Below are 17,875 nucleotides of genomic sequence, written 5' to 3'. Positions count from 1 at the left end.
ACTTATTTGATACCTTTATATTAAAGGCTGCAAATTATAAGAAAGGGAGAGTGAGATTAGAATTTCATTAGAGAATTATTAATGTATTCTAATCATCGTCATTTTCGTCTCTGCTATCTTCAGAGTCACTATCTTCATCGTCATCATCATCTTGGTTGGACACTGAGATGATTTTTCCAGTAACAGCATTTATTTGGAATGTCGCTTCCTGATTTTCTCCGTCTATTTCAACCAGATAATAGCCTCCATCACTAGCATCTTCATAAACAACATCTTCCACCGTCCCAATAAGTTGTGAAAGGGCAATTTGTTTTGCTTCCTCACTAGAAATAATTGTTACAGTATGGGTAGCAGATGAATTTTGTTGTTTCACTTTTTCAGAGAGTATTTCACCTGTAATGGCGTTAATTATAAGGGTTTTTAATGTCTCTTGTTCTGTTATTTCAACTGCATATTGTGGTTGCTCGCCAACATCCTGATAGCTAATAGAATGAATAGTCCCTTTTTGTTGACCATTTAGTAACGTGCGAATTTCCTCGATGGTTTTAACGTTGGCCGACATATCCGGTAACTTATTGCCGTCAACCTTATTTAGTTGAAGTATATTGCCAGTTTCCGAATCGATTTGAAAATCATAGGCTAGATTATTTCTAAGGACTGTCATATAGTAAATATCATTCTTTTCCTCAATAGATTCGACAGAGCCGCCATAGAGGTTCATAATTATCTCCTCTGCCTCATGCACAGTTAAGTCTTCGGTTGTTTCAAAAAAGCGCTCTTGAATAAGCCAAATGACAAACACAGTAACGGTAATCATCAGTATGACTAAAGAAATCATCCATTTAGTATAACTTGTCATTTGCGCTCCCCCTTATTTATTTCTAAATCGAAAGGAATCAACAATGTAAAGCAAGTTCCTACACCTAATTCACTCTGAACTTCAATATAAATTTGAAGTCTTTCAGATAACTCTCTTGCAATTGCAAGACCCAACCCCGTTCCTCCTGTTTTTCTGTTACGATCCTTACTCACACGGTAAAATCGGTCGAATAAATGAGGAATGTGCTCTTCTGCAATACCTTCACCAAAATCTTGAATGGCAACAGAAATTGATTTTTCATGCTTTGTTGTCGTGATCATGATTTTATCTTCACTATATTTACGTGCGTTATCTAGAATAATAAATAAAAGCTGCTTCAGTTTTTGTTCGTCCAATTGAACAAATAGAAATGAATCACCGTACAGTTCAATTGTTCTGTTATAGGCCTGGCGCATTTGCAATGCTGTACTTTCAAGGAGAAGGGAGATATCAACTTGTTTTATAGTAAGCGAAGCAAGTTCCTTATTTTTCGCTAGTTCCAGCATTTGAGCGATTAAATCAGTCATACGGCCTGATTCATTGACAATTGCTTCTAAGGCTTCTTTCGATAGCTTTTCGTTTGTAAAGCCCCTTCGTAACAATAGCTTTGCATAGCTTTCAATCACTGTAAGAGGGGTTTTAAGTTCGTGGGAAGCATTCGATACAAATTGTTCTTGCTTTCTGAAGTTTGTTTCAAGCGCCTCCATCATACTGTTAAAAGTTCGACCAATTTCTGCAAGCTCATCTTTACCTACTTCGGCTTTTTCGATTTTTTCATAGGTACCGGTTGTTCCGCTTTTTTTCATAGTTCTATTTAAACGCTCTAATGGTTTTAAAATAATTCGACTAAGGGCCATATTTGATAATAGAAGAGGTATAGCTATTATTGTAGTAACAGCAACTAGAATTAGCTTTAACAAATCGGCATTGTTTGCAACTTCATTTAATCGCTGTAGCATCTGCAGTCTTACAACACTGCCATCAATCCAAATGGCAGGAGTCTCAATCATAATGAATGGAATGCCATCTATTTCCTCATTGGCATAGTTCTCATCTTTACTTAATTGCAGGTTGATTTTTTCGATTTCTAGAGAAGCATTGACTGAACTGATTTGTTTCCCTGACGCATTTAAGACCCGAACCGCACCATCACTTGGCATATAGGCGCGCAGAACAATCATTGGATCTGTTGCTGTTTCATCCGTTAATTGGTTTAAAGAAGTTAGAAGTTCCTCACCACGAGTTTTTAATTGCTTGTATTCGGTATTAATAGCAAGCTGTTCATATAGCACATAAACTCCGCTATTCATCAATGCTAATAAAATGACCATTAGCAAAGTCGTAAAGAGGTGAATCTTCGTCCTAAGTTTCATGAGTGGACTCCTTTAATACATAACCAACGCCCCTTACAGTTTTAATGAGAGCTGTAGGATTTGCCGATTCCAGCTTTTGCCGAAGATAACGAATATAAACATCCACTACATTGGTATCTCCAAAGTAATCAAAGCCCCATACAGCTTCTAAAATTTGTTCTCGTGTTAGTACTTGTTTTGGGTGTTTAAGTAAGTAAAGCAGCAAATCATATTCTCTTGGAGTTAAGTCCACCGATTTTTCGAAGTAAAGCACATCACGAGTTTGTTCATGAATAGAAAGGCGACCATAGCGTATTAGATAATCATCTTTTTCTTCTGCCAGCGGCTCAGTAATTTTCGGTTTAGCAAAGCGAATGGAGTTTCGAATACGTGCTAATAATTCGTCGATCTCAAAGGGCTTTGTTACATAATCGTTTGCACCGAGATCTAAACCCTTTACCTTATCTTCCACTTCACTTTTTGCTGTTAATAAAATAACAGGGGTAGCTTGCTCTGTAGCACGGATTCTCTTTAAAACGTCCAGACCATGCATCTCGGGTAACATTAAATCAAGGAGTATTAAATCAAAACTTCCTTCTCGGTATTTAATCAAGCCGCTAGTTCCTGTATGAGCAACATCTGTTTCATAACCTTCAAACTCCAGCTCCAGCTGTAGAACACGTGCAATGTTCTCTTCATCTTCAATAATTAATATTTTATATGTCATGTAATCAACTCACTTTTTTTTCTTCTTATATAGAATCATACAAAATCTCCATTAGAAATTAATGAGAAAACCCTTCTCTTTAAAAAAAAATATTCGACATGAGCACCATTGCTAGAATTCTAAGCTAAGGAAAAGGAAATTCAGGAATTCACTTTGATTTGGATTGTAATTGGGTAAATTATAGATGAATTTAAATACTTTATCAGAATGTAATTTTAATGATTTAATATTTGTTATGATTATTAATACAATGATCGAAAGGAATTATGTATGGGAAAAAAACAAATTTGGTTTGAAGTAGAAGAAAATGAAACCATTGAACAATGTTTAGAGAGGATGAGGGATGAAGGCTATATGCCGATGGGGCGTAAGGAAGAGCCTGTATTTCACCTTGTGGAGGGAGAACCAACATACTTACGTCAAAAGATTAAATTTAAAGGGATATTGCTAGAGGAATGAAGGATTTTTCACTCTAAATACGAACATTACCGTTTTCTGAAAATTTATCGTTCGCATTTTACCATTGATTTTCTTCTTGAGGCTTGTTAAAATGTGAACAGGAAGTAAAACTTCTTAAAATAGATTGAAAACACTAGTTTAGAAGTTAAGCCTCTAGCATGGTCATGTCAGTACAAACTAATGATTGCAGAGGTATATAAATAGTTAGTTTAGTAACCAGTAAATAGGATATCCCACATATATGCTAGAGAATATGGCTCTAGTGTCTCTACCCGACACCGAAAATGTTGGACTATGCGGGAAAGCGAACTTTTGGTGTAATGAAAGGTGTGGTGTGAACTATGTTCACTTCATTCTCTTTCAATCTTATGTCCTCAAGTATTCTGCTTTCTTCGCATGGAAGAGAGTGGATTATTTGAGGACTATTTTATTGTTTAAAATGTTTGGTTGAAATTCATTCCATAGGAAAAACCATTGCTGACAAGTTGGTGTGAACCATCAAACTTAAATGGATACAAGTGCTTCATGGAAAAATAGATTGAAATTAATTGAGTTTTGAAGACAGTAAAGCGCAATCGATAAGAGGGCGAAGATTGAAGGAGAGATTGAAATGAATCCAAAAATCGGTGTTATTATGGGAAGTTCTAGTGATTGGGAAACGATGAAGCATGCATGCGATATTCTTGATGAGTTACAAGTACCTTACGAGAAACAAGTTGTTTCGGCACATCGTACACCCGATCTTATGTTTGAATATGCGGAAAAAGCACGTTCAAGAGGAATCCAAGTAATTATTGCTGGAGCAGGTGGAGCGGCACACTTACCAGGAATGGTAGCAGCTAAAACAACTTTACCTGTTATCGGTGTACCAGTTCAATCAAGAGCATTAAACGGTTTGGATTCATTGTTATCAATCGTACAAATGCCAGGTGGTGTACCAGTTGCAACGGTTGCAATTGGGAAAGCGGGGGCAACGAATGCGGGACTGCTGGCAGCTCAAATCCTATCAATTCCGGACATTGAATTAGCTAGTCGTCTTGAAGCACGCCGGGAAGCCATTAAGGCGCAAGTGCTAGAAAGTTCAGGTGATTTATCATGACAAAGATGATTTTTCCTGGACAGACGATAGGAATCATTGGTGGTGGACAATTAGGTCGTATGATGGCACTTTCAGCAAAAGAAGCTGGATATAAAATTGCTGTACTTGAGCCAACCATGGATTCTCCATGTGGGCAAGTTGCCGATATCCGAATTGTTGCTCCATATGATGATGAGGCGGCTTTAGAGGAATTAGCGGATATAAGTGACGTAATCACATTTGAATTTGAAAATATAGATTATGAAGGTTTAAAAAGATTAACACAGATTGCATATGTTCCACAGGGGGCGGAATTAGTTCGCATTACTCAAGATCGTGTAACAGAGAAGGCTGCAATTGTAGAAGCAGGTTGCCCAGTCGCACCATACATAGTAGCAGAAAATTACGATGAATTAGTGAATCAAATCGACAGAATTGGATATCCATGTATTGTGAAAACTTCACGTGGTGGCTATGATGGTAAAGGTCAACAACAATTAAATTCAAAAGAAGACCTGCCATTGGCAAAGAGCTTATTTGAGCATTCGCAATGTGTTGCCGAAGGGTTCGTTCCTTTTGAAAAAGAAATATCTGTCATTGTTCAGCGAAATGGACAAGGAGAAACTTATTGCCTTCCAGTTGGAGAGAATATCCATGTTCATCACATTTTACACGAAACAATTGTGCCAGCACGTATCGCGGATGAAACTTACAACAAAGCAATCGATGCTGCGAAGAAAATTGCTGATTATTTAGAGCTTGTTGGGACATTAGCGGTCGAAATGTTTGTATTAGAAAATGGTGAAATCGTTATTAATGAGCTTGCACCTAGACCACATAATTCGGGACACTACTCTATTGAGGCTTGTAATGTTTCTCAATTTACGCAACATATTCGTGCGATCTGTGGATGGCCACTTCGCGTACCTAAATTGCTGCAGCCATCGATTATGGTGAATGTATTAGGCCAGCACGTAATGCCACTAAGTAATTCAATTTCAAAGCATCCTGATTGGTCCATCCATCTTTATGGGAAGACTCAAGCAAAGGTGAATCGTAAAATGGGACATGTAACAATTTTGACAGATAAAATTGACGACACACTTTATGAAATCGAACATTCTGGCATCTGGTCAGAATAAAAGGAGAAGAAAACATGATCGAACGTTATACACGTCCAGAAATGGGCGCAATTTGGACAGAAGAAAACAAATTTAAAGCTTGGTTGGAGGTTGAAATTTTAGCATGTGAAGCATGGGCTGAACTTGGCGAAATTCCGAAAGAAGACGTAGCATTACTTCGCCAAAATGCTTCATTTGATATTAACCGTATCTATGAAATCGAGCAAGAAACTCGCCACGATGTTGTAGCATTCACTCGTGCTGTTTCTGAAACTTGTGGAGAAGAACGCAAATGGGTTCACTACGGTTTAACTTCAACAGATGTAGTGGATACAGCTTTATCTTATTTAATCAAACAAGCGAACGATATTTTACGTCAAGATATCGTGAACTTCATCAACATCTTGACTGAAAAAGCAAAAGAATATAAATACACGGTGATGATGGGTCGTACCCATGGTGTACACGCTGAGCCAACGACATTCGGTTTAAAGCTTGCTCTATGGCGTGAAGAGATGAAACGTAACCTGGAACGTTTCGATATAGCGGCACAAGTAATCGAAACAGGTAAAATGTCAGGAGCAGTTGGAACTTATGCCAATATCGATCCTTTCGTTGAACAATATGTTTGTGAAAAATTAGGTCTACAAGCTGCACCAATCTCAACTCAAACATTGCAACGTGACCGTCATGCTCAATACTTCTCAACTTTAGCATTAATCGCAACGTCTATAGAAAAATTTGCAACAGAAGTACGCGGTCTACAAAAGTCAGAAACACGAGAAGTAGAAGAAGGATTTGCAAAAGGACAAAAGGGCTCTTCTGCAATGCCACATAAGCGTAATCCAATCGGTTCTGAAAATATGACAGGTATTGCACGACTTTTACGTGGTTATATGCTAACAGCTTATGAAAACGTATCGTTATGGCATGAACGTGATATTTCACATTCATCTGCAGAGCGTGTAATTATTCCAGATGCAACAATCGGCTTAAATTATATGTTAAACCGTTTTGGCAACATCGTGAAGAACTTAACGGTATTCCCTGAGAACATGAAACGCAATATGGATCGTACATTCGGCTTAATTTACTCACAACGTATTTTACTGGCTTTAATCGATAAAGGATTAGCACGTGAGGAAGCTTATGATACGGTTCAACCACTAACTGCTATTGCATGGGATGAACAAAAGCAATTCCGCCCATTAGTAGAAGGAAATGAAAAAATTTCTTCTTTATTATCGAAAGAAGAGATTGATGATTGCTTCGACTATAACTATCACATTAAAAATGTAGATATGATCTTTGAACGACTTGGACTAAACGACTAATTGATTAAATGATTTTCGCTAATAACAATTGAACATAACCACTCATCTCTCACAGCTGTGGGAGATGAGTGATAAATAATTGGAGGCACGCGTCATGAATAAAGGTCAGCTTTTATATGAAGGGAAAGCAAAACGTTTATACCAAACTGAACAAGAGGATATTTTGTTCGTAGAGTATAAAAATAGTGCTACTGCATTTAACGGTGAAAAGAAAGCAGAGATTGATGGAAAAGGTATACTAAACAACCGCATTACAACAGTAATTTTCGAAAAATTAAAAACGCTAGGAATTGATTCACACTTTGTGGAACGTATCTCTGAAAACGAACAGCTAGTTCGTAAGGTAGATATTATTCCAATCGAAGTAGTGGTTCGTAATATTGCTGCGGGTAGTCTTGCGAAACGACTTGGGCTTGAAGAAGGAACTCCATTAAACCGGACGATTGTAGAGTTTTATTATAAAGATGATGCCCTTGGTGACCCTATGATCAATAACGATCATATCGACATTTTAGGGATTGCTACGAAGGAAGAAGTCGAAATTCTCTATCAACAAGGTTTAAAGGTTAATAGTGTTCTTCAACCAATCTTTGAAGAAGTCGGCGTTATTTTAGTAGACTTTAAGCTTGAATTTGGCCGCGATAAGGACAGAAATGTATTACTGGCAGATGAAATCTCACCAGATACTTGCCGTCTTTGGGATGCAGAAACAAAACAAAAGCTTGATAAAGACGTGTTCCGACGTGATTTAGGAAATTTAACAGATGTATATGAAATTATTCTTGCTAGACTTGGAGGAAAATAAAAATGACTAAAGTTAAAATTTACGTTACATTACGCGAAAGTGTACTTGATCCACAAGGTTCAGCTGTTCAAGGTTCCTTGGCGAAAATGGGCTACAACGAGGTGCAAGACATCCGTATCGGTAAGTATTTAGAGGTTGTAATTGGCGATACAGAACGTGATCTTGATTCTTTGGTAAAAGAAATGTGTGAAAAGCTTCTTGCAAATACAGTTATTGAAGATTACCGCTATGAAGTTGAGGAGGCTAACTAATCATGAAATTCGCAGTACTCGTTTTCCCTGGGTCAAACTGTGACATCGATATGTATCATGCTATTAAAGATGAACTAGGCGAAGAAGTAGAATACGTTTGGCATGACGCAACAGATTTAAGCGAATTTGATGGCGTATTAGTACCAGGCGGTTTCTCTTACGGTGACTATTTACGTTGTGGTGCAATGGCAAACCAATCAAACGTAATGGCAGAAGTGAAAAAGTTTGCTGAATCAGGCAAACCAGTACTAGGTGTCTGTAACGGATTCCAAATTTTAACTGAAGCAGGCTTACTTCCTGGAGCTTTACTTCGAAACAAAAACTTGAAATTCATGTGTCGTACAGTTGGGTTAAAAGTAGAAAACAACGATACATTGTTTACAAATCAATATGAAGTTGGCCAAATCATCAATATCCCAATCGCTCACGGAGAAGGAAATTACTTCTGTGATGACAAAACGCTAGCAGAACTAAAAGCAAACAATCAAATCGTATTTACATATTCAGGTGAAAATCCAAATGGCAGTCTTGAAGACATCGCCGGAATCATTAATGAACAGGGAAATGTACTTGGCATGATGCCTCACCCAGAACGTGCGGTGGATGCATTACTAGGTAGTGACGATGGTCTTAAGGTATTTAAATCTATTGTAAAAATGTGGAGGGAATCACATGTCAGCTAGTTTAGAACCAACAGTGGAGCAAATTAAAAATCAAAAGCTATATGCTTCTATGGGGATGTCAGATGAAGAATTTGCAATGGTGGAAGGTATCTTAGGTCGTCTTCCAAACTGGACTGAAACGGGTCTATTTTCTGTAATGTGGTCTGAACACTGTTCTTATAAAAATTCAAAACCAGTATTACGCAAGTTCCCGACAAAAGGACCTCAAGTGTTGCAAGGTCCAGGTGAAGGAGCAGGGATTGTTGATATCGGTGATGAACAAGCGGTCGTTTTCAAAATGGAATCACACAATCATCCTTCTGCAATCGAGCCTTATCAAGGAGCAGCAACTGGTGTAGGCGGAATTATTCGTGACGTTTTCTCAATGGGTGCCCGTCCGATTGCCATGTTAAACTCATTACGCTTTGGTGAATTACAATCCAAACGTGGCAAGTATTTATTTGAAGAAGTGGTTGCAGGGATTGCAGGTTACGGAAACTGTATCGGAATTCCAACAGTAGGTGGAGAAATTCAATTTGATCCTTGTTATGAAGGTAATCCACTTGTTAACGCAATGTGTGTAGGGTTAATCGACCATAAAGATATTCAGCGCGGTATTGCTGCTGGGGTTGGCAACACAGTCATGTACGTTGGAGCCAAAACTGGCCGTGACGGAATTCATGGTGCTACATTTGCATCGGAAGAACTTTCGGAAGCTTCTGAAGAAAAACGTCCAGCAGTTCAAGTTGGAGATCCATTCATGGAAAAACTTTTACTTGAAGCATGCCTGGAGGTTGTAAAATCAGACGCACTTGTAGGAATTCAGGATATGGGTGCGGCAGGTCTTACTTCATCATCAGCGGAAATGGCTTCTAAAGCTGGTTCCGGTGTAGAAATGAATCTAGACTTAGTTCCTCAACGTGAAACAGGAATGACAGCTTACGAAATGATGTTATCTGAATCACAAGAACGTATGCTGCTTGTTGTGAAAAAGGGGCGCGAAGATGAAATTAAATCAATCTTCGATAAATATGGTTTAGACGCTGTGGCAATTGGTCGCGTTACAGATGATAAAATGCTACGTCTGGTACATAAAGGTGAAGTAGTTGCGGAAGTTCCAGCAGATGCTCTTGCTGAAGATGCACCAGTCTACAATAAGCCTTCGAAAGAACCTGCATACTTTGCAGAGTTCCAAGCTCTTGAAAATAGTGAACCAGAAGTAGATAACTACAAAGATACATTACTAGGCTTACTTAAGGCACCAACAGTTGCGTCTAAAGAGTGGGTTTATGATCAATATGACTATCAAGTACGTACGAACACGATTGTTGCACCTGGTTCTGATGCGGCTGTATTACGTGTACGTGGTACAAATAAAGGTCTTGCAATGACAACTGACTGTAATTCTCGTTATATTTTCTTAGATCCAGAAATGGGTGGGAAAATTGCAGTAGCTGAAGCTGCACGTAACATTGTTGCTTCTGGTGGTAAACCACTTGCAATAACTGACTGTCTGAATTTTGGGAATCCGGAAAAACCAGAAATCTTCTGGCAAATTGAAAAATCAGCTGACGGTATTTCAGCAGCATGTACAGCACTTAACGCACCAGTAATCGGTGGGAACGTATCCCTTTATAATGAGCGTTCTGGTGAAGCAGTGTACCCAACACCAACAATCGGTATGGTTGGTTTAGTAGAGGATTTAGCACACGTTACAACTCAGCAAGTAAAAACTGCTGGAGATGTTGTTTACTTAGTGGGTGAAACAGCTACTGAATTCGGTGGCTCTGAGCTTCAAAAGCTTGTTTTCGGTAAAATTTTCGGAAAAGCACCTCATATTGATTTAGCGGTAGAGGCTAAACGTCAAGAAGCGATTTTAACTGCAATCCGTGAAGGGTTATTGCAATCTGCACATGACGTTTCTGAAGGTGGCGTAGCGGTAGCATTAGCAGAAAAAACTTTTGGAGCACAAGGTTTAGGGATTGACGTATCATTAGAGGGCTCTGCAGTAACAGCTTTATTTAGTGAATCTCAATCACGTTTTGTTGTAACAGTAAATGAGGAAAATGCAGCTGCATTCGAAAAAGTAATTCCTGAGGCGAAGAAAATCGGTATTGTAACAGATGATGCGAAAATTACAATCAACGGTCATACTGGCGTTCTTTTAGAAGGTACAGTGGAGGAATTCCGTTCTGCTTGGAAAGGAGCAATCCCATGCTTGGTGAAATCAGAGGCTTAAATGAAGAATGTGGAGTTTTCGGCATTTGGGGACATCCTGATGCTGCACAATTAAGCTATTATGGTCTACATGCACTTCAACACCGTGGGCAAGAAGGCGCTGGGATCGTCGTAACGGACGGTCATGCGCTTCGTGCAGTAAAGGGTGAAGGGTTAGTAAATGATGTGTTTAATGAAAGCAACTTAGGCACAGCTAAAGGTTACGGAGCGATTGCACATGCCAGATATACGACTGCTGGTGGCGGTGGTATCGAGAATGTACAGCCATTATTATTCCGTTCTTCTACTGGTACACTAGCCATTGCCCATAATGGGAACCTAGTAAATGCGAATCATTTAAAACAACATCTAGAACGTTCGGGCAGTATTTTCCAATCGACATCGGATACAGAAGTTGTTGTTCACTTAATCAAGAAAAGTAAAAAGCCGGGATTCCGTGCACAAGTTAAAGAATCTCTTTCATTATTAAAAGGGGCCTTTTCTTTCTTGATTATTACGAAGGAGGGGATGATGGTAGCGCGTGATCGTAACGGGTTACGCCCATTATCTCTTGGTAAATTAGGAGAGGCATATGTTGTAGCTTCGGAAACTTGTGCATTTGATCTAATTGGAGCCGAGTTTGTTCGTGAAGTAGAACCAGGTGAGCTATTAGTCATTACTGATCAAGGTATTGAAGAGGATCGTTTTGTTGCAATGGAAAAACGTGCAATGTGTGCGATGGAGTATGTATATTTTGCCCGTCCTGATTCCAATATCGATGAAATCAACATTCATGCTGCACGTAAACGTATGGGTAAACAATTGGCAAAAGAGTGCTTTGGAATTGAGGCGGACGTTGTCACAGGTGTTCCAGACTCATCTATTTCTGCAGCAATTGGATTTGCTGAAGAAAGCGGCATCCCATATGAGCTTGGTTTAATTAAAAATCGCTATACAGGTCGTACTTTCATTCAACCAACACAAGAACTGCGTGAACGTGGAGTGAAAATGAAGCTTTCTCCAGTAGTGCAAGTTGTAAAAGGTAAACGTGTGGTAATGGTGGATGATTCTATTGTAAGAGGTACGACATCACGTCGAATTGTTAATATGTTAAAAGAAGCCGGCGCAACCGAGGTACATGTTGTCATTTCATCGCCGCCGATGAAAAACCCTTGTTTCTACGGGATTGATACGTCAACAAGTGAAGAACTGATTGCATCTAGTAAAAGTGTAGAAGATATTCGTGAAGCGATCGGAGCGGATACATTAACTTTCCTTTCTGCTGATGGTCTCATAGAAGCCACTGCTCGTGCATTTGACGATGAAACTCGTGGACTTTGCATGGCGTGCTTTACGGGGGATTATCCAACAGAAATTTTCCCGGATACAGTTTTGCCACATGTAAAGGAATTACAGCATTAAGGAATTGATCGTAAAGGTAATTACGCAATGTGAAATGATTTAGAGGAGGATTCAAAAGTCATGTCAAAAGCATATGAACAAGCGGGCGTTAATATAGAAGCTGGTTACGAGGCGGTAAATCGAATGAAATCCCACGTTGAACGGACAAAACGTTTAGGTGTCATGGGGACGTTTGGTGGCTTCGGAGGCATGTTTGACTTGTCCTCTTTAAACTTAAAGGAACCGGTTCTTATTTCAGGTACTGACGGTGTTGGGACAAAATTAAAGCTCGCATTTATGGTCGACAAACACGATACAATTGGTGTGGATTGTGTAGCGATGTGTGTTAACGATATCGTTGCTCAAGGTGCAGAGCCGCTATATTTCTTAGATTATGTTGCAGTAGGAAAAGCGGAACCTGCGAAAATTGAACAAATCGTAAAAGGTGTGGCAGATGGCTGTGTGCAAGCTGGTAGTGCCTTAATTGGCGGCGAAACAGCAGAAATGCCAGGACTGTATGAAGAAGATGAATACGATCTAGCTGGATTTGCAGTAGGAGCTTGTGAAAAAGCAAATGTAGTCACTGGTGAGGAAATTACAGAGGGTGACGTTCTGATTGGTCTTGCTTCAAGCGGAGTTCACTCCAACGGTTATTCACTAGTTCGCAAAATTGTTTTTGCTGATAATGGCTTTGCAGTTGACGAGGTTGTGGAAGGATACGAAAAGCTTGGTCCAATCGGGGAAGCTTTGCTTGTACCAACCAAAATTTACGCAAGACCTGTACTGGAAATTCTAAAACAAGCAAAAATTCATGGAATGGCTCATGTTACAGGCGGCGGCTTTTATGAAAACCTTCCACGTATGATGCCTGAAGGATTAGCAACTGAAATCAATCTAGGAAGCTGGCCAGTATTGCCAATCTTTGAATTTTTAAAAGACAAAGGAGCTTTAGCTGATAAAGATTTATATAACGTTTTCAATATGGGTATTGGATTTGTTCTTTCAGTTCCTGCTTCTGAAGCAGAGAAGGTACTTGCCATTGCTGAAGAGAACGGAGAAAAAGCATACAAGATTGGTCGCGTAGTTAAAGGCGAAGGTGTCGTGTTTAATGGATCCCATGATGGGAGCTTAAGTTAATGACAACCAAAATTGCCGTATTTGCTTCTGGTAGTGGAAGTAATTTTCAAGCAATCCAAGAGGCAATTGAGAATGGACAACTAGATGCTCAAATCGAAATTGTCGTAACAGATAAGCCGGATGCTTACGTTGTGAAGAGAGCGGAAAACTTCAATATCCCGGTATTTTCATTCGTTGCAAAACACTATGAATCAAAAGCTCATTATGAACAGGAAATTGTTAATATTCTAAAGAAGCATGAAGTAAAATGGGTTATTCTTGCTGGATATATGCGTCTAATTGGTAACACCCTGCTGTCAGCTTTCAGAAATCAAATCGTGAATATTCACCCGTCCTTACTGCCTTCTTTTCCAGGTAAGGATGCCATTGGACAAGCAATGGAGCATGGTGTGAAAGTAACGGGGGTAACTGTTCATTTTGTAGATGAAGGAATGGATACTGGTCCTATTCTAAGCCAGGCTGCAGTGGAAGTTGTAGTGGGAAATCGATCTGCAACAGAAGCAAGGGTTCATGCAGTCGAACATGAGCTTTACACAAGGACATTGCAAAAACTCTTTAAAAAAGAAATTAGAATAGTTCATTGATTTAAGTGGAAGTTCTAGGTTGTTAATTTCGAGCGAAGCATAATCTTTGGTTCTCTCGGAATGCTTTACTTAATTTATTTACATAATTGGAGGTCTTTTTCGTGACGAAACGTGCACTTATTAGTGTTTCTAACAAAGATGGTATTTTAGAATTTGCAAAAGAACTAGTAGCATTGGACTACGAGATTTTATCAACTGGTGGTACGAAAAAAATGTTGCAAGATAACAATGTTCCAGTAACAGCTGTTGATGAAGTAACAAAATTCCCTGAAATTCTTGATGGCCGAGTAAAAACATTAAACCCATTAATTCACGGTGGTTTGTTAGGCAAATTCGATGATCCTTCTCATCAAGCACAAATGAATGAACATGGTATCGAACCGATTGAAATTGTTTGTGTAAATCTGTATCCGTTTGTAGAAACAATTTCAAAACCCAATGTAACTTGGGATGACGCGATTGAAAATATTGATATCGGCGGTCCAACAATGTTACGTTCTGCAGCGAAAAACCATCAATATGTAACAGTAATTGTAGACTCAAATGATTATGCCAATGTGCTTGAAGAATTAAAGGTTGATGGGTCAACCACTCTTGAAACACGTAAACGTTTAGCAGCAAAAGTATTCCGTCATACAGCAGCGTATGATTCATACATCTCGAATTACTTAACTGAAGAAGAATTCCCAGAAAGTCTTACAATGACTTATGAGTTAAAGCAAACTTTACGTTATGGTGAAAACCCACATCAAAAAGCCGCTTTCTATCAAAAACGTTTAGGTTCGGATTTTTCTTTAGCTTATGCTACTCAGTTACACGGAAAAGAATTATCTTATAATAATATTCAAGATGGTAATGCAGCCCTTCAAATCGTAAAAGAGTTTGATATTCCTGCTGCGGTTGCAGTTAAGCATATGAACCCATGTGGAGTTGGTACTGGTGCTAGCATTGAGGAAGCCTTCGATAAAGCATATGAGGCAGATTCAACATCAATCTTCGGTGGAATTATTGCACTAAACCGTGAAGTCGATGTGGCTACAGCTGAAAAGTTAAGCGGCATTTTCTTAGAAATCATTATTGCTCCTGCGTTCACAGAAGATGCTTTAGCAATCTTAACACAAAAGAAAAATATTCGTTTAATGACAATTAACTTTGCACAAGAGAACCAAGATAAGTTAAAAGTCGTCTCTGTTGAAGGCGGGTTATTAGTACAAGAAGATGATACTTTTGGATTTGCTGAAGCAGACATTAAGGTAGTGACGGATCGTGAACCTACTGAAGAAGAATGGGCAGCCTTAAAACTTGGCTGGGCAGTAGTTAAACACGTGAAATCAAACGCAATCGTTGTAACAGATACACAAATGACATTAGGTGTCGGTGCTGGGCAAATGAATCGTGTTGGCTCTGCAAAAATTGCATTAGATCAAGCAGGGGATAAAGCAAAAGGGGCCGCTCTAGCTTCTGATGCATTCTTCCCGATGAGCGACACTGTAGAAACAGCTGCTGCAGCGGGTATTACAGCAATTATCCAGCCTGGTGGCTCTATCAAGGACCAAGATTCAATTGACAAAGCAAATGAATATGGAATCGTTATGGTATTCACAGGCGTACGTCATTTTAAACACTAATCTTGAATACAGTATGAAGTGGATTAAAACGCTCGGCGATGAGCCGGGCGTTTTTTTAGGGAAAATGGGCGTTTTTTAAAATCTGAGCCGGGAATAGGTTTGGTAGGGTGCCCGTAAAGTGGCGAGTCGCAAGTAAAATTGTGAAACTCGCAAGTAAAGAGTAAAAATTCGCAAGTAAAGAGGCGAAATTCACAAGTAAAAAGCTAATAGTCGCAAGTAAACGAGCGACTTAGTATGTAAAATAATAAAACTCGCCCGTAATCAGTCAAAAATCAATCTCAACAATAAAAATATAGGAGGCATTTCACATGAACATTCTAGTTATAGGTAGTGGTGGACGTGAACATGCTATTGCAAAGAAATTTAATGACTCTCCATCTGTAAATAAGGTGTTTGTTGCTCCTGGAAATGATGGGATGCGACAGGATGCTGAAATTGTTCCTCTAGATGCAATGGATTTTGCAGGACTTGCCCAATTTGCGAAAGAGAACCAAGTCGAGTTAACATTTGTGGGACCTGAACAACCTCTAGCTGGGGGAATTGTTGACTTTTTCCAAGCAAGAGGGCTACAAATTTTTGGTCCAACAAAAGCAGCTGCTCAACTTGAAGGCAGTAAATCCTACGCAAAAGAAATTATGAAAAAATACAATATCCCAACAGCGAACTATGAAACGTTCACGGATGCAGCAGAAGCCATTGCTTATGTTCAACAACAAGGGGCACCAATTGTAGTAAAGGCAGATGGATTAGCAGCAGGTAAGGGAGTTATTGTTGCTATGACGGTGCAAGAGGCAATTGAAGCCGTTAACGATATGATTGGCAATCAGCGATTTGGCGAGTCATCTTCTCGTGTGGTAATCGAAGAGTTTTTAGACGGTGAAGAATTCTCCTTCATGTCATTCGTTCATCAGGGACAAATATATCCTATGGTGATTGCACAGGATCATAAGCGAGCATATGATGGCGATAAGGGGCCGAACACTGGTGGAATGGGAGCTTATTCTCCAGTACCTCAAATTCCGCAAGAATATATTTCACGAGCATATATTGAAATCGTTGAACCAACAGTTAAAGCGATGGAAGAGGAAGGTGTTTCATTTACAGGAATCCTTTATGCGGGGTTAATTTTAACGAAGCAAGGGCCAAAAGTGATTGAATTTAATGCTCGTTTCGGGGATCCCGAAACACAAGTGGTTCTACCGCGTATGGCATCAGACTTCGGTTTATTCATGAAAGCTCTAATGGAAGAAAAATATTTTGACCTTCAATGGTCTGACGAAGCAATGTTAGGTGTTGTTATTGCAGCAGAAGGTTATCCTGGTGAAGTAGAAAAAGGTAATCCGCTTCCAGATTTAAATGCTTTAACTGAAAATTATGATGTATATCATGCTGGGACTAAGCTCCAAGAGAATCAGTTTGTCGGGAACGGTGGACGTGTTCTTTTAGTTGCAGCAAAAGCAGCCACATTAAGAGAAGCCCAGGAACAGGTATATAAGGGAATTGAACAATTGCAGTGGGATCAATTTTTCTATCGTAAAGATATCGGGTGGAGAACCTTTCAATAATAAAAATGGCAAGGGGGCAATACCCCTTGTCATAATTTATCTAATCGGGGAAAAAGCTGAATTACAGCTAAACCCGTTATTTTTAGATTCGATTTTATTTACCTGAACCTGAACTTGCAGCGCTTTTGACAGCTTGTGAAGCAACATCTTTTAATGCGTCATTTTGAGTAGCATTAGATACGATTTGTCCTATATCACTTGCAGCCTTCTCAACATTCGTACTTGCATGGACGCCACTATTAGCCGTTTGAGAAGTACCAGAACCAGAATATCCTGAACCCCATTTTTCTGTATAGAAATCGTTATAGGCATTCATGATGCTATCGCCATCTAAATACTCATTAAAAGTTGTTGCAACCGCTTCTTTTACATTGGAATTAATTAACGCTTTCATAGGACAGTAAAGAAAAATGCCTTCTGCCACTTTCATGGCACCTGCTGCTACGAAAAGAGCACCTAAACCGCGATTACCCGATTCCTTTGCTAGATGAGCAATACCACATGCTGTTAAACCTGTACCCAGAGCTAAACGGACAAAACCACTTCTATCTGAAATATTCTCTTCCATGTAAAGTCACTCCCTTTGTCAAAGTAAATAAATAACAAATATTAACCTTTTCTTTAAAAAAATGCTGTGTTACGATAAAAACACTATATTTTTTCTAAATACTCAATAAATAATTGAACAATTTTTG

The 17,875-nt window shown here is 39.1% G+C and carries 17 protein-coding genes and 1 riboswitch; of the genes, 13 read left to right on the top strand and 4 right to left on the bottom strand.

Features of this window, described 5'->3' with window-relative positions:
* Positions 1-88: 88 nt before the first annotated feature.
* Genes C1N55_RS17860 through C1N55_RS17850 form a run of 3 tightly spaced genes read right to left on the bottom strand, consistent with a single transcriptional unit; the run spans position 89 to position 2,938 of the window.
* Entirely contained in the window at positions 89-859 is a 771-nt protein-coding gene (locus C1N55_RS17860; protein ID WP_137730060.1) for a PepSY domain-containing protein, read from the bottom strand.
* Positions 856-2,232: a sensor histidine kinase gene (locus C1N55_RS17855; protein WP_137730059.1), complete on the bottom strand. Its 1,377-nt coding sequence runs from the start codon at positions 2,230-2,232 to the stop codon at positions 856-858. Before C1N55_RS17855 ends, C1N55_RS17860 begins: the two co-directional genes overlap by 4 nt.
* A complete protein-coding gene (locus C1N55_RS17850; protein WP_137730058.1) occupies positions 2,222-2,938 on the bottom strand; it encodes a response regulator transcription factor in 717 nt (238 codons plus the stop codon). The genes C1N55_RS17855 and C1N55_RS17850 overlap by 11 nt, the downstream gene beginning before the upstream one ends.
* Positions 2,939-3,208: 270 nt before the next feature.
* Here C1N55_RS17850 and C1N55_RS17845 point away from each other — a divergent pair, with 270 nt between their 5' ends.
* The 13 genes from C1N55_RS17845 (at position 3,209) to purD (ending at position 17,180) form a co-directional block, all read left to right on the top strand.
* Positions 3,209-3,397: an NETI motif-containing protein gene (locus tag C1N55_RS17845; RefSeq protein ID WP_137730057.1), complete on the top strand. Its 189-nt coding sequence runs from the start codon at positions 3,209-3,211 to the stop codon at positions 3,395-3,397.
* A gap of 215 nt (positions 3,398-3,612) precedes the next feature.
* Positions 3,613-3,712: riboswitch (purine riboswitch) on the top strand.
* A gap of 295 nt (positions 3,713-4,007) precedes the next feature.
* On the top strand, positions 4,008-4,496 hold the full coding sequence (gene purE, locus C1N55_RS17840) for a 5-(carboxyamino)imidazole ribonucleotide mutase (RefSeq protein WP_137730056.1): 489 nt from the start codon (positions 4,008-4,010) through the stop codon (positions 4,494-4,496).
* Positions 4,493-5,617, top strand: a complete 1,125-nt coding sequence (gene purK / locus C1N55_RS17835; RefSeq protein ID WP_137730055.1) for a 5-(carboxyamino)imidazole ribonucleotide synthase — start codon at positions 4,493-4,495, stop codon at positions 5,615-5,617. The genes purE and purK overlap by 4 nt, the downstream gene beginning before the upstream one ends.
* A 14-nt stretch (positions 5,618-5,631) precedes the next feature.
* A complete protein-coding gene (gene purB / locus C1N55_RS17830; protein ID WP_137730054.1) occupies positions 5,632-6,930 on the top strand; it encodes an adenylosuccinate lyase in 1,299 nt (432 codons plus the stop codon).
* Between the two features lie 94 nt (positions 6,931-7,024).
* Positions 7,025-7,735 (top strand): phosphoribosylaminoimidazolesuccinocarboxamide synthase, encoded by a 711-nt coding sequence (gene purC, locus C1N55_RS17825; protein ID WP_137730053.1) that lies wholly within the window; start codon positions 7,025-7,027, stop codon positions 7,733-7,735.
* Between the two features lie 2 nt (positions 7,736-7,737).
* Positions 7,738-7,986 carry a phosphoribosylformylglycinamidine synthase subunit PurS gene (gene purS, locus C1N55_RS17820; RefSeq protein WP_137730052.1) on the top strand — a complete coding sequence of 83 codons (249 nt, stop codon included), beginning with the start codon at positions 7,738-7,740 and terminating at the stop codon, positions 7,984-7,986.
* A 2-nt stretch (positions 7,987-7,988) separates the two neighbouring features.
* Positions 7,989-8,669 (top strand): phosphoribosylformylglycinamidine synthase subunit PurQ, encoded by a 681-nt coding sequence (gene purQ / locus C1N55_RS17815; RefSeq protein WP_137730051.1) that lies wholly within the window; start codon positions 7,989-7,991, stop codon positions 8,667-8,669.
* Positions 8,659-10,887 (top strand): phosphoribosylformylglycinamidine synthase subunit PurL, encoded by a 2,229-nt coding sequence (purL, locus tag C1N55_RS17810; RefSeq protein WP_137730050.1) that lies wholly within the window; start codon positions 8,659-8,661, stop codon positions 10,885-10,887. The genes purQ and purL overlap by 11 nt, the downstream gene beginning before the upstream one ends.
* Complete coding sequence (gene purF / locus C1N55_RS17805; protein WP_137730049.1) at positions 10,863-12,287, top strand: amidophosphoribosyltransferase; 1,425 nt, start codon at positions 10,863-10,865, stop codon at positions 12,285-12,287. Before purL ends, purF begins: the two co-directional genes overlap by 25 nt.
* Before the next feature lie 60 nt (positions 12,288-12,347).
* On the top strand, positions 12,348-13,403 hold the full coding sequence (gene purM, locus C1N55_RS17800; RefSeq protein ID WP_137730048.1) for a phosphoribosylformylglycinamidine cyclo-ligase: 1,056 nt from the start codon (positions 12,348-12,350) through the stop codon (positions 13,401-13,403).
* A complete protein-coding gene (gene purN, locus C1N55_RS17795; protein ID WP_137730047.1) occupies positions 13,403-13,987 on the top strand; it encodes a phosphoribosylglycinamide formyltransferase in 585 nt (194 codons plus the stop codon). Before purM ends, purN begins: the two co-directional genes overlap by 1 nt.
* 101 nt (positions 13,988-14,088) lie before the next feature.
* Positions 14,089-15,615, top strand: a complete 1,527-nt coding sequence (purH, locus tag C1N55_RS17790) for a bifunctional phosphoribosylaminoimidazolecarboxamide formyltransferase/IMP cyclohydrolase (RefSeq protein ID WP_137730046.1) — start codon at positions 14,089-14,091, stop codon at positions 15,613-15,615.
* 308 nt (positions 15,616-15,923) lie between these two features.
* A complete protein-coding gene (gene purD / locus C1N55_RS17785) occupies positions 15,924-17,180 on the top strand; it encodes a phosphoribosylamine--glycine ligase (protein ID WP_137730045.1) in 1,257 nt (418 codons plus the stop codon).
* A 94-nt stretch (positions 17,181-17,274) separates the two neighbouring features.
* On the opposite strand, the gene C1N55_RS17780 is transcribed toward purD, so the two are convergent.
* Positions 17,275-17,748: a YgaP family membrane protein gene (locus C1N55_RS17780; protein ID WP_137730044.1), complete on the bottom strand. Its 474-nt coding sequence runs from the start codon at positions 17,746-17,748 to the stop codon at positions 17,275-17,277.
* Between the last annotated feature and the right edge of the window lie 127 nt (positions 17,749-17,875).

Source organism: Lysinibacillus sp. SGAir0095, assembly GCF_005491425.1.
GTDB lineage: Bacteria > Bacillota > Bacilli > Bacillales_A > Planococcaceae > Ureibacillus.
Note: the sequence above shows the minus strand (reverse complement) of the source record. Positions and strands in the feature narration are given on the sequence as shown.

What these genes read in the sequence shown, in the direction of transcription:
- C1N55_RS17845 (WP_137730057.1), top strand. Translation starts at nt 3,209, where the DNA reads ATGGGAAAAAAACAAATTTGGTTTGAAGTAGAAGAAAATGAAACCATT.
- purK (WP_137730055.1), top strand. Translation starts at nt 4,493, where the DNA reads ATGACAAAGATGATTTTTCCTGGACAGACGATAGGAATCATTGGTGGT.
- purD (WP_137730045.1), top strand. Translation starts at nt 15,924, where the DNA reads ATGAACATTCTAGTTATAGGTAGTGGTGGACGTGAACATGCTATTGCA.
- purN (WP_137730047.1), top strand. Translation starts at nt 13,403, where the DNA reads ATGACAACCAAAATTGCCGTATTTGCTTCTGGTAGTGGAAGTAATTTT.
- purQ (WP_137730051.1), top strand. Translation starts at nt 7,989, where the DNA reads ATGAAATTCGCAGTACTCGTTTTCCCTGGGTCAAACTGTGACATCGAT.
- C1N55_RS17780 (WP_137730044.1), bottom strand. Translation starts at nt 17,748, where the DNA reads ATGGAAGAGAATATTTCAGATAGAAGTGGTTTTGTCCGTTTAGCTCTG.
- C1N55_RS17860 (WP_137730060.1), bottom strand. Translation starts at nt 859, where the DNA reads ATGACAAGTTATACTAAATGGATGATTTCTTTAGTCATACTGATGATT.
- C1N55_RS17850 (WP_137730058.1), bottom strand. Translation starts at nt 2,938, where the DNA reads ATGACATATAAAATATTAATTATTGAAGATGAAGAGAACATTGCACGT.
- purB (WP_137730054.1), top strand. Translation starts at nt 5,632, where the DNA reads ATGATCGAACGTTATACACGTCCAGAAATGGGCGCAATTTGGACAGAA.
- purF (WP_137730049.1), top strand. Translation starts at nt 10,863, where the DNA reads ATGCTTGGTGAAATCAGAGGCTTAAATGAAGAATGTGGAGTTTTCGGC.
- purL (WP_137730050.1), top strand. Translation starts at nt 8,659, where the DNA reads ATGTCAGCTAGTTTAGAACCAACAGTGGAGCAAATTAAAAATCAAAAG.
- purC (WP_137730053.1), top strand. Translation starts at nt 7,025, where the DNA reads ATGAATAAAGGTCAGCTTTTATATGAAGGGAAAGCAAAACGTTTATAC.
- purE (WP_137730056.1), top strand. Translation starts at nt 4,008, where the DNA reads ATGAATCCAAAAATCGGTGTTATTATGGGAAGTTCTAGTGATTGGGAA.
- purS (WP_137730052.1), top strand. Translation starts at nt 7,738, where the DNA reads ATGACTAAAGTTAAAATTTACGTTACATTACGCGAAAGTGTACTTGAT.
- C1N55_RS17855 (WP_137730059.1), bottom strand. Translation starts at nt 2,232, where the DNA reads ATGAAACTTAGGACGAAGATTCACCTCTTTACGACTTTGCTAATGGTC.
- purM (WP_137730048.1), top strand. Translation starts at nt 12,348, where the DNA reads ATGTCAAAAGCATATGAACAAGCGGGCGTTAATATAGAAGCTGGTTAC.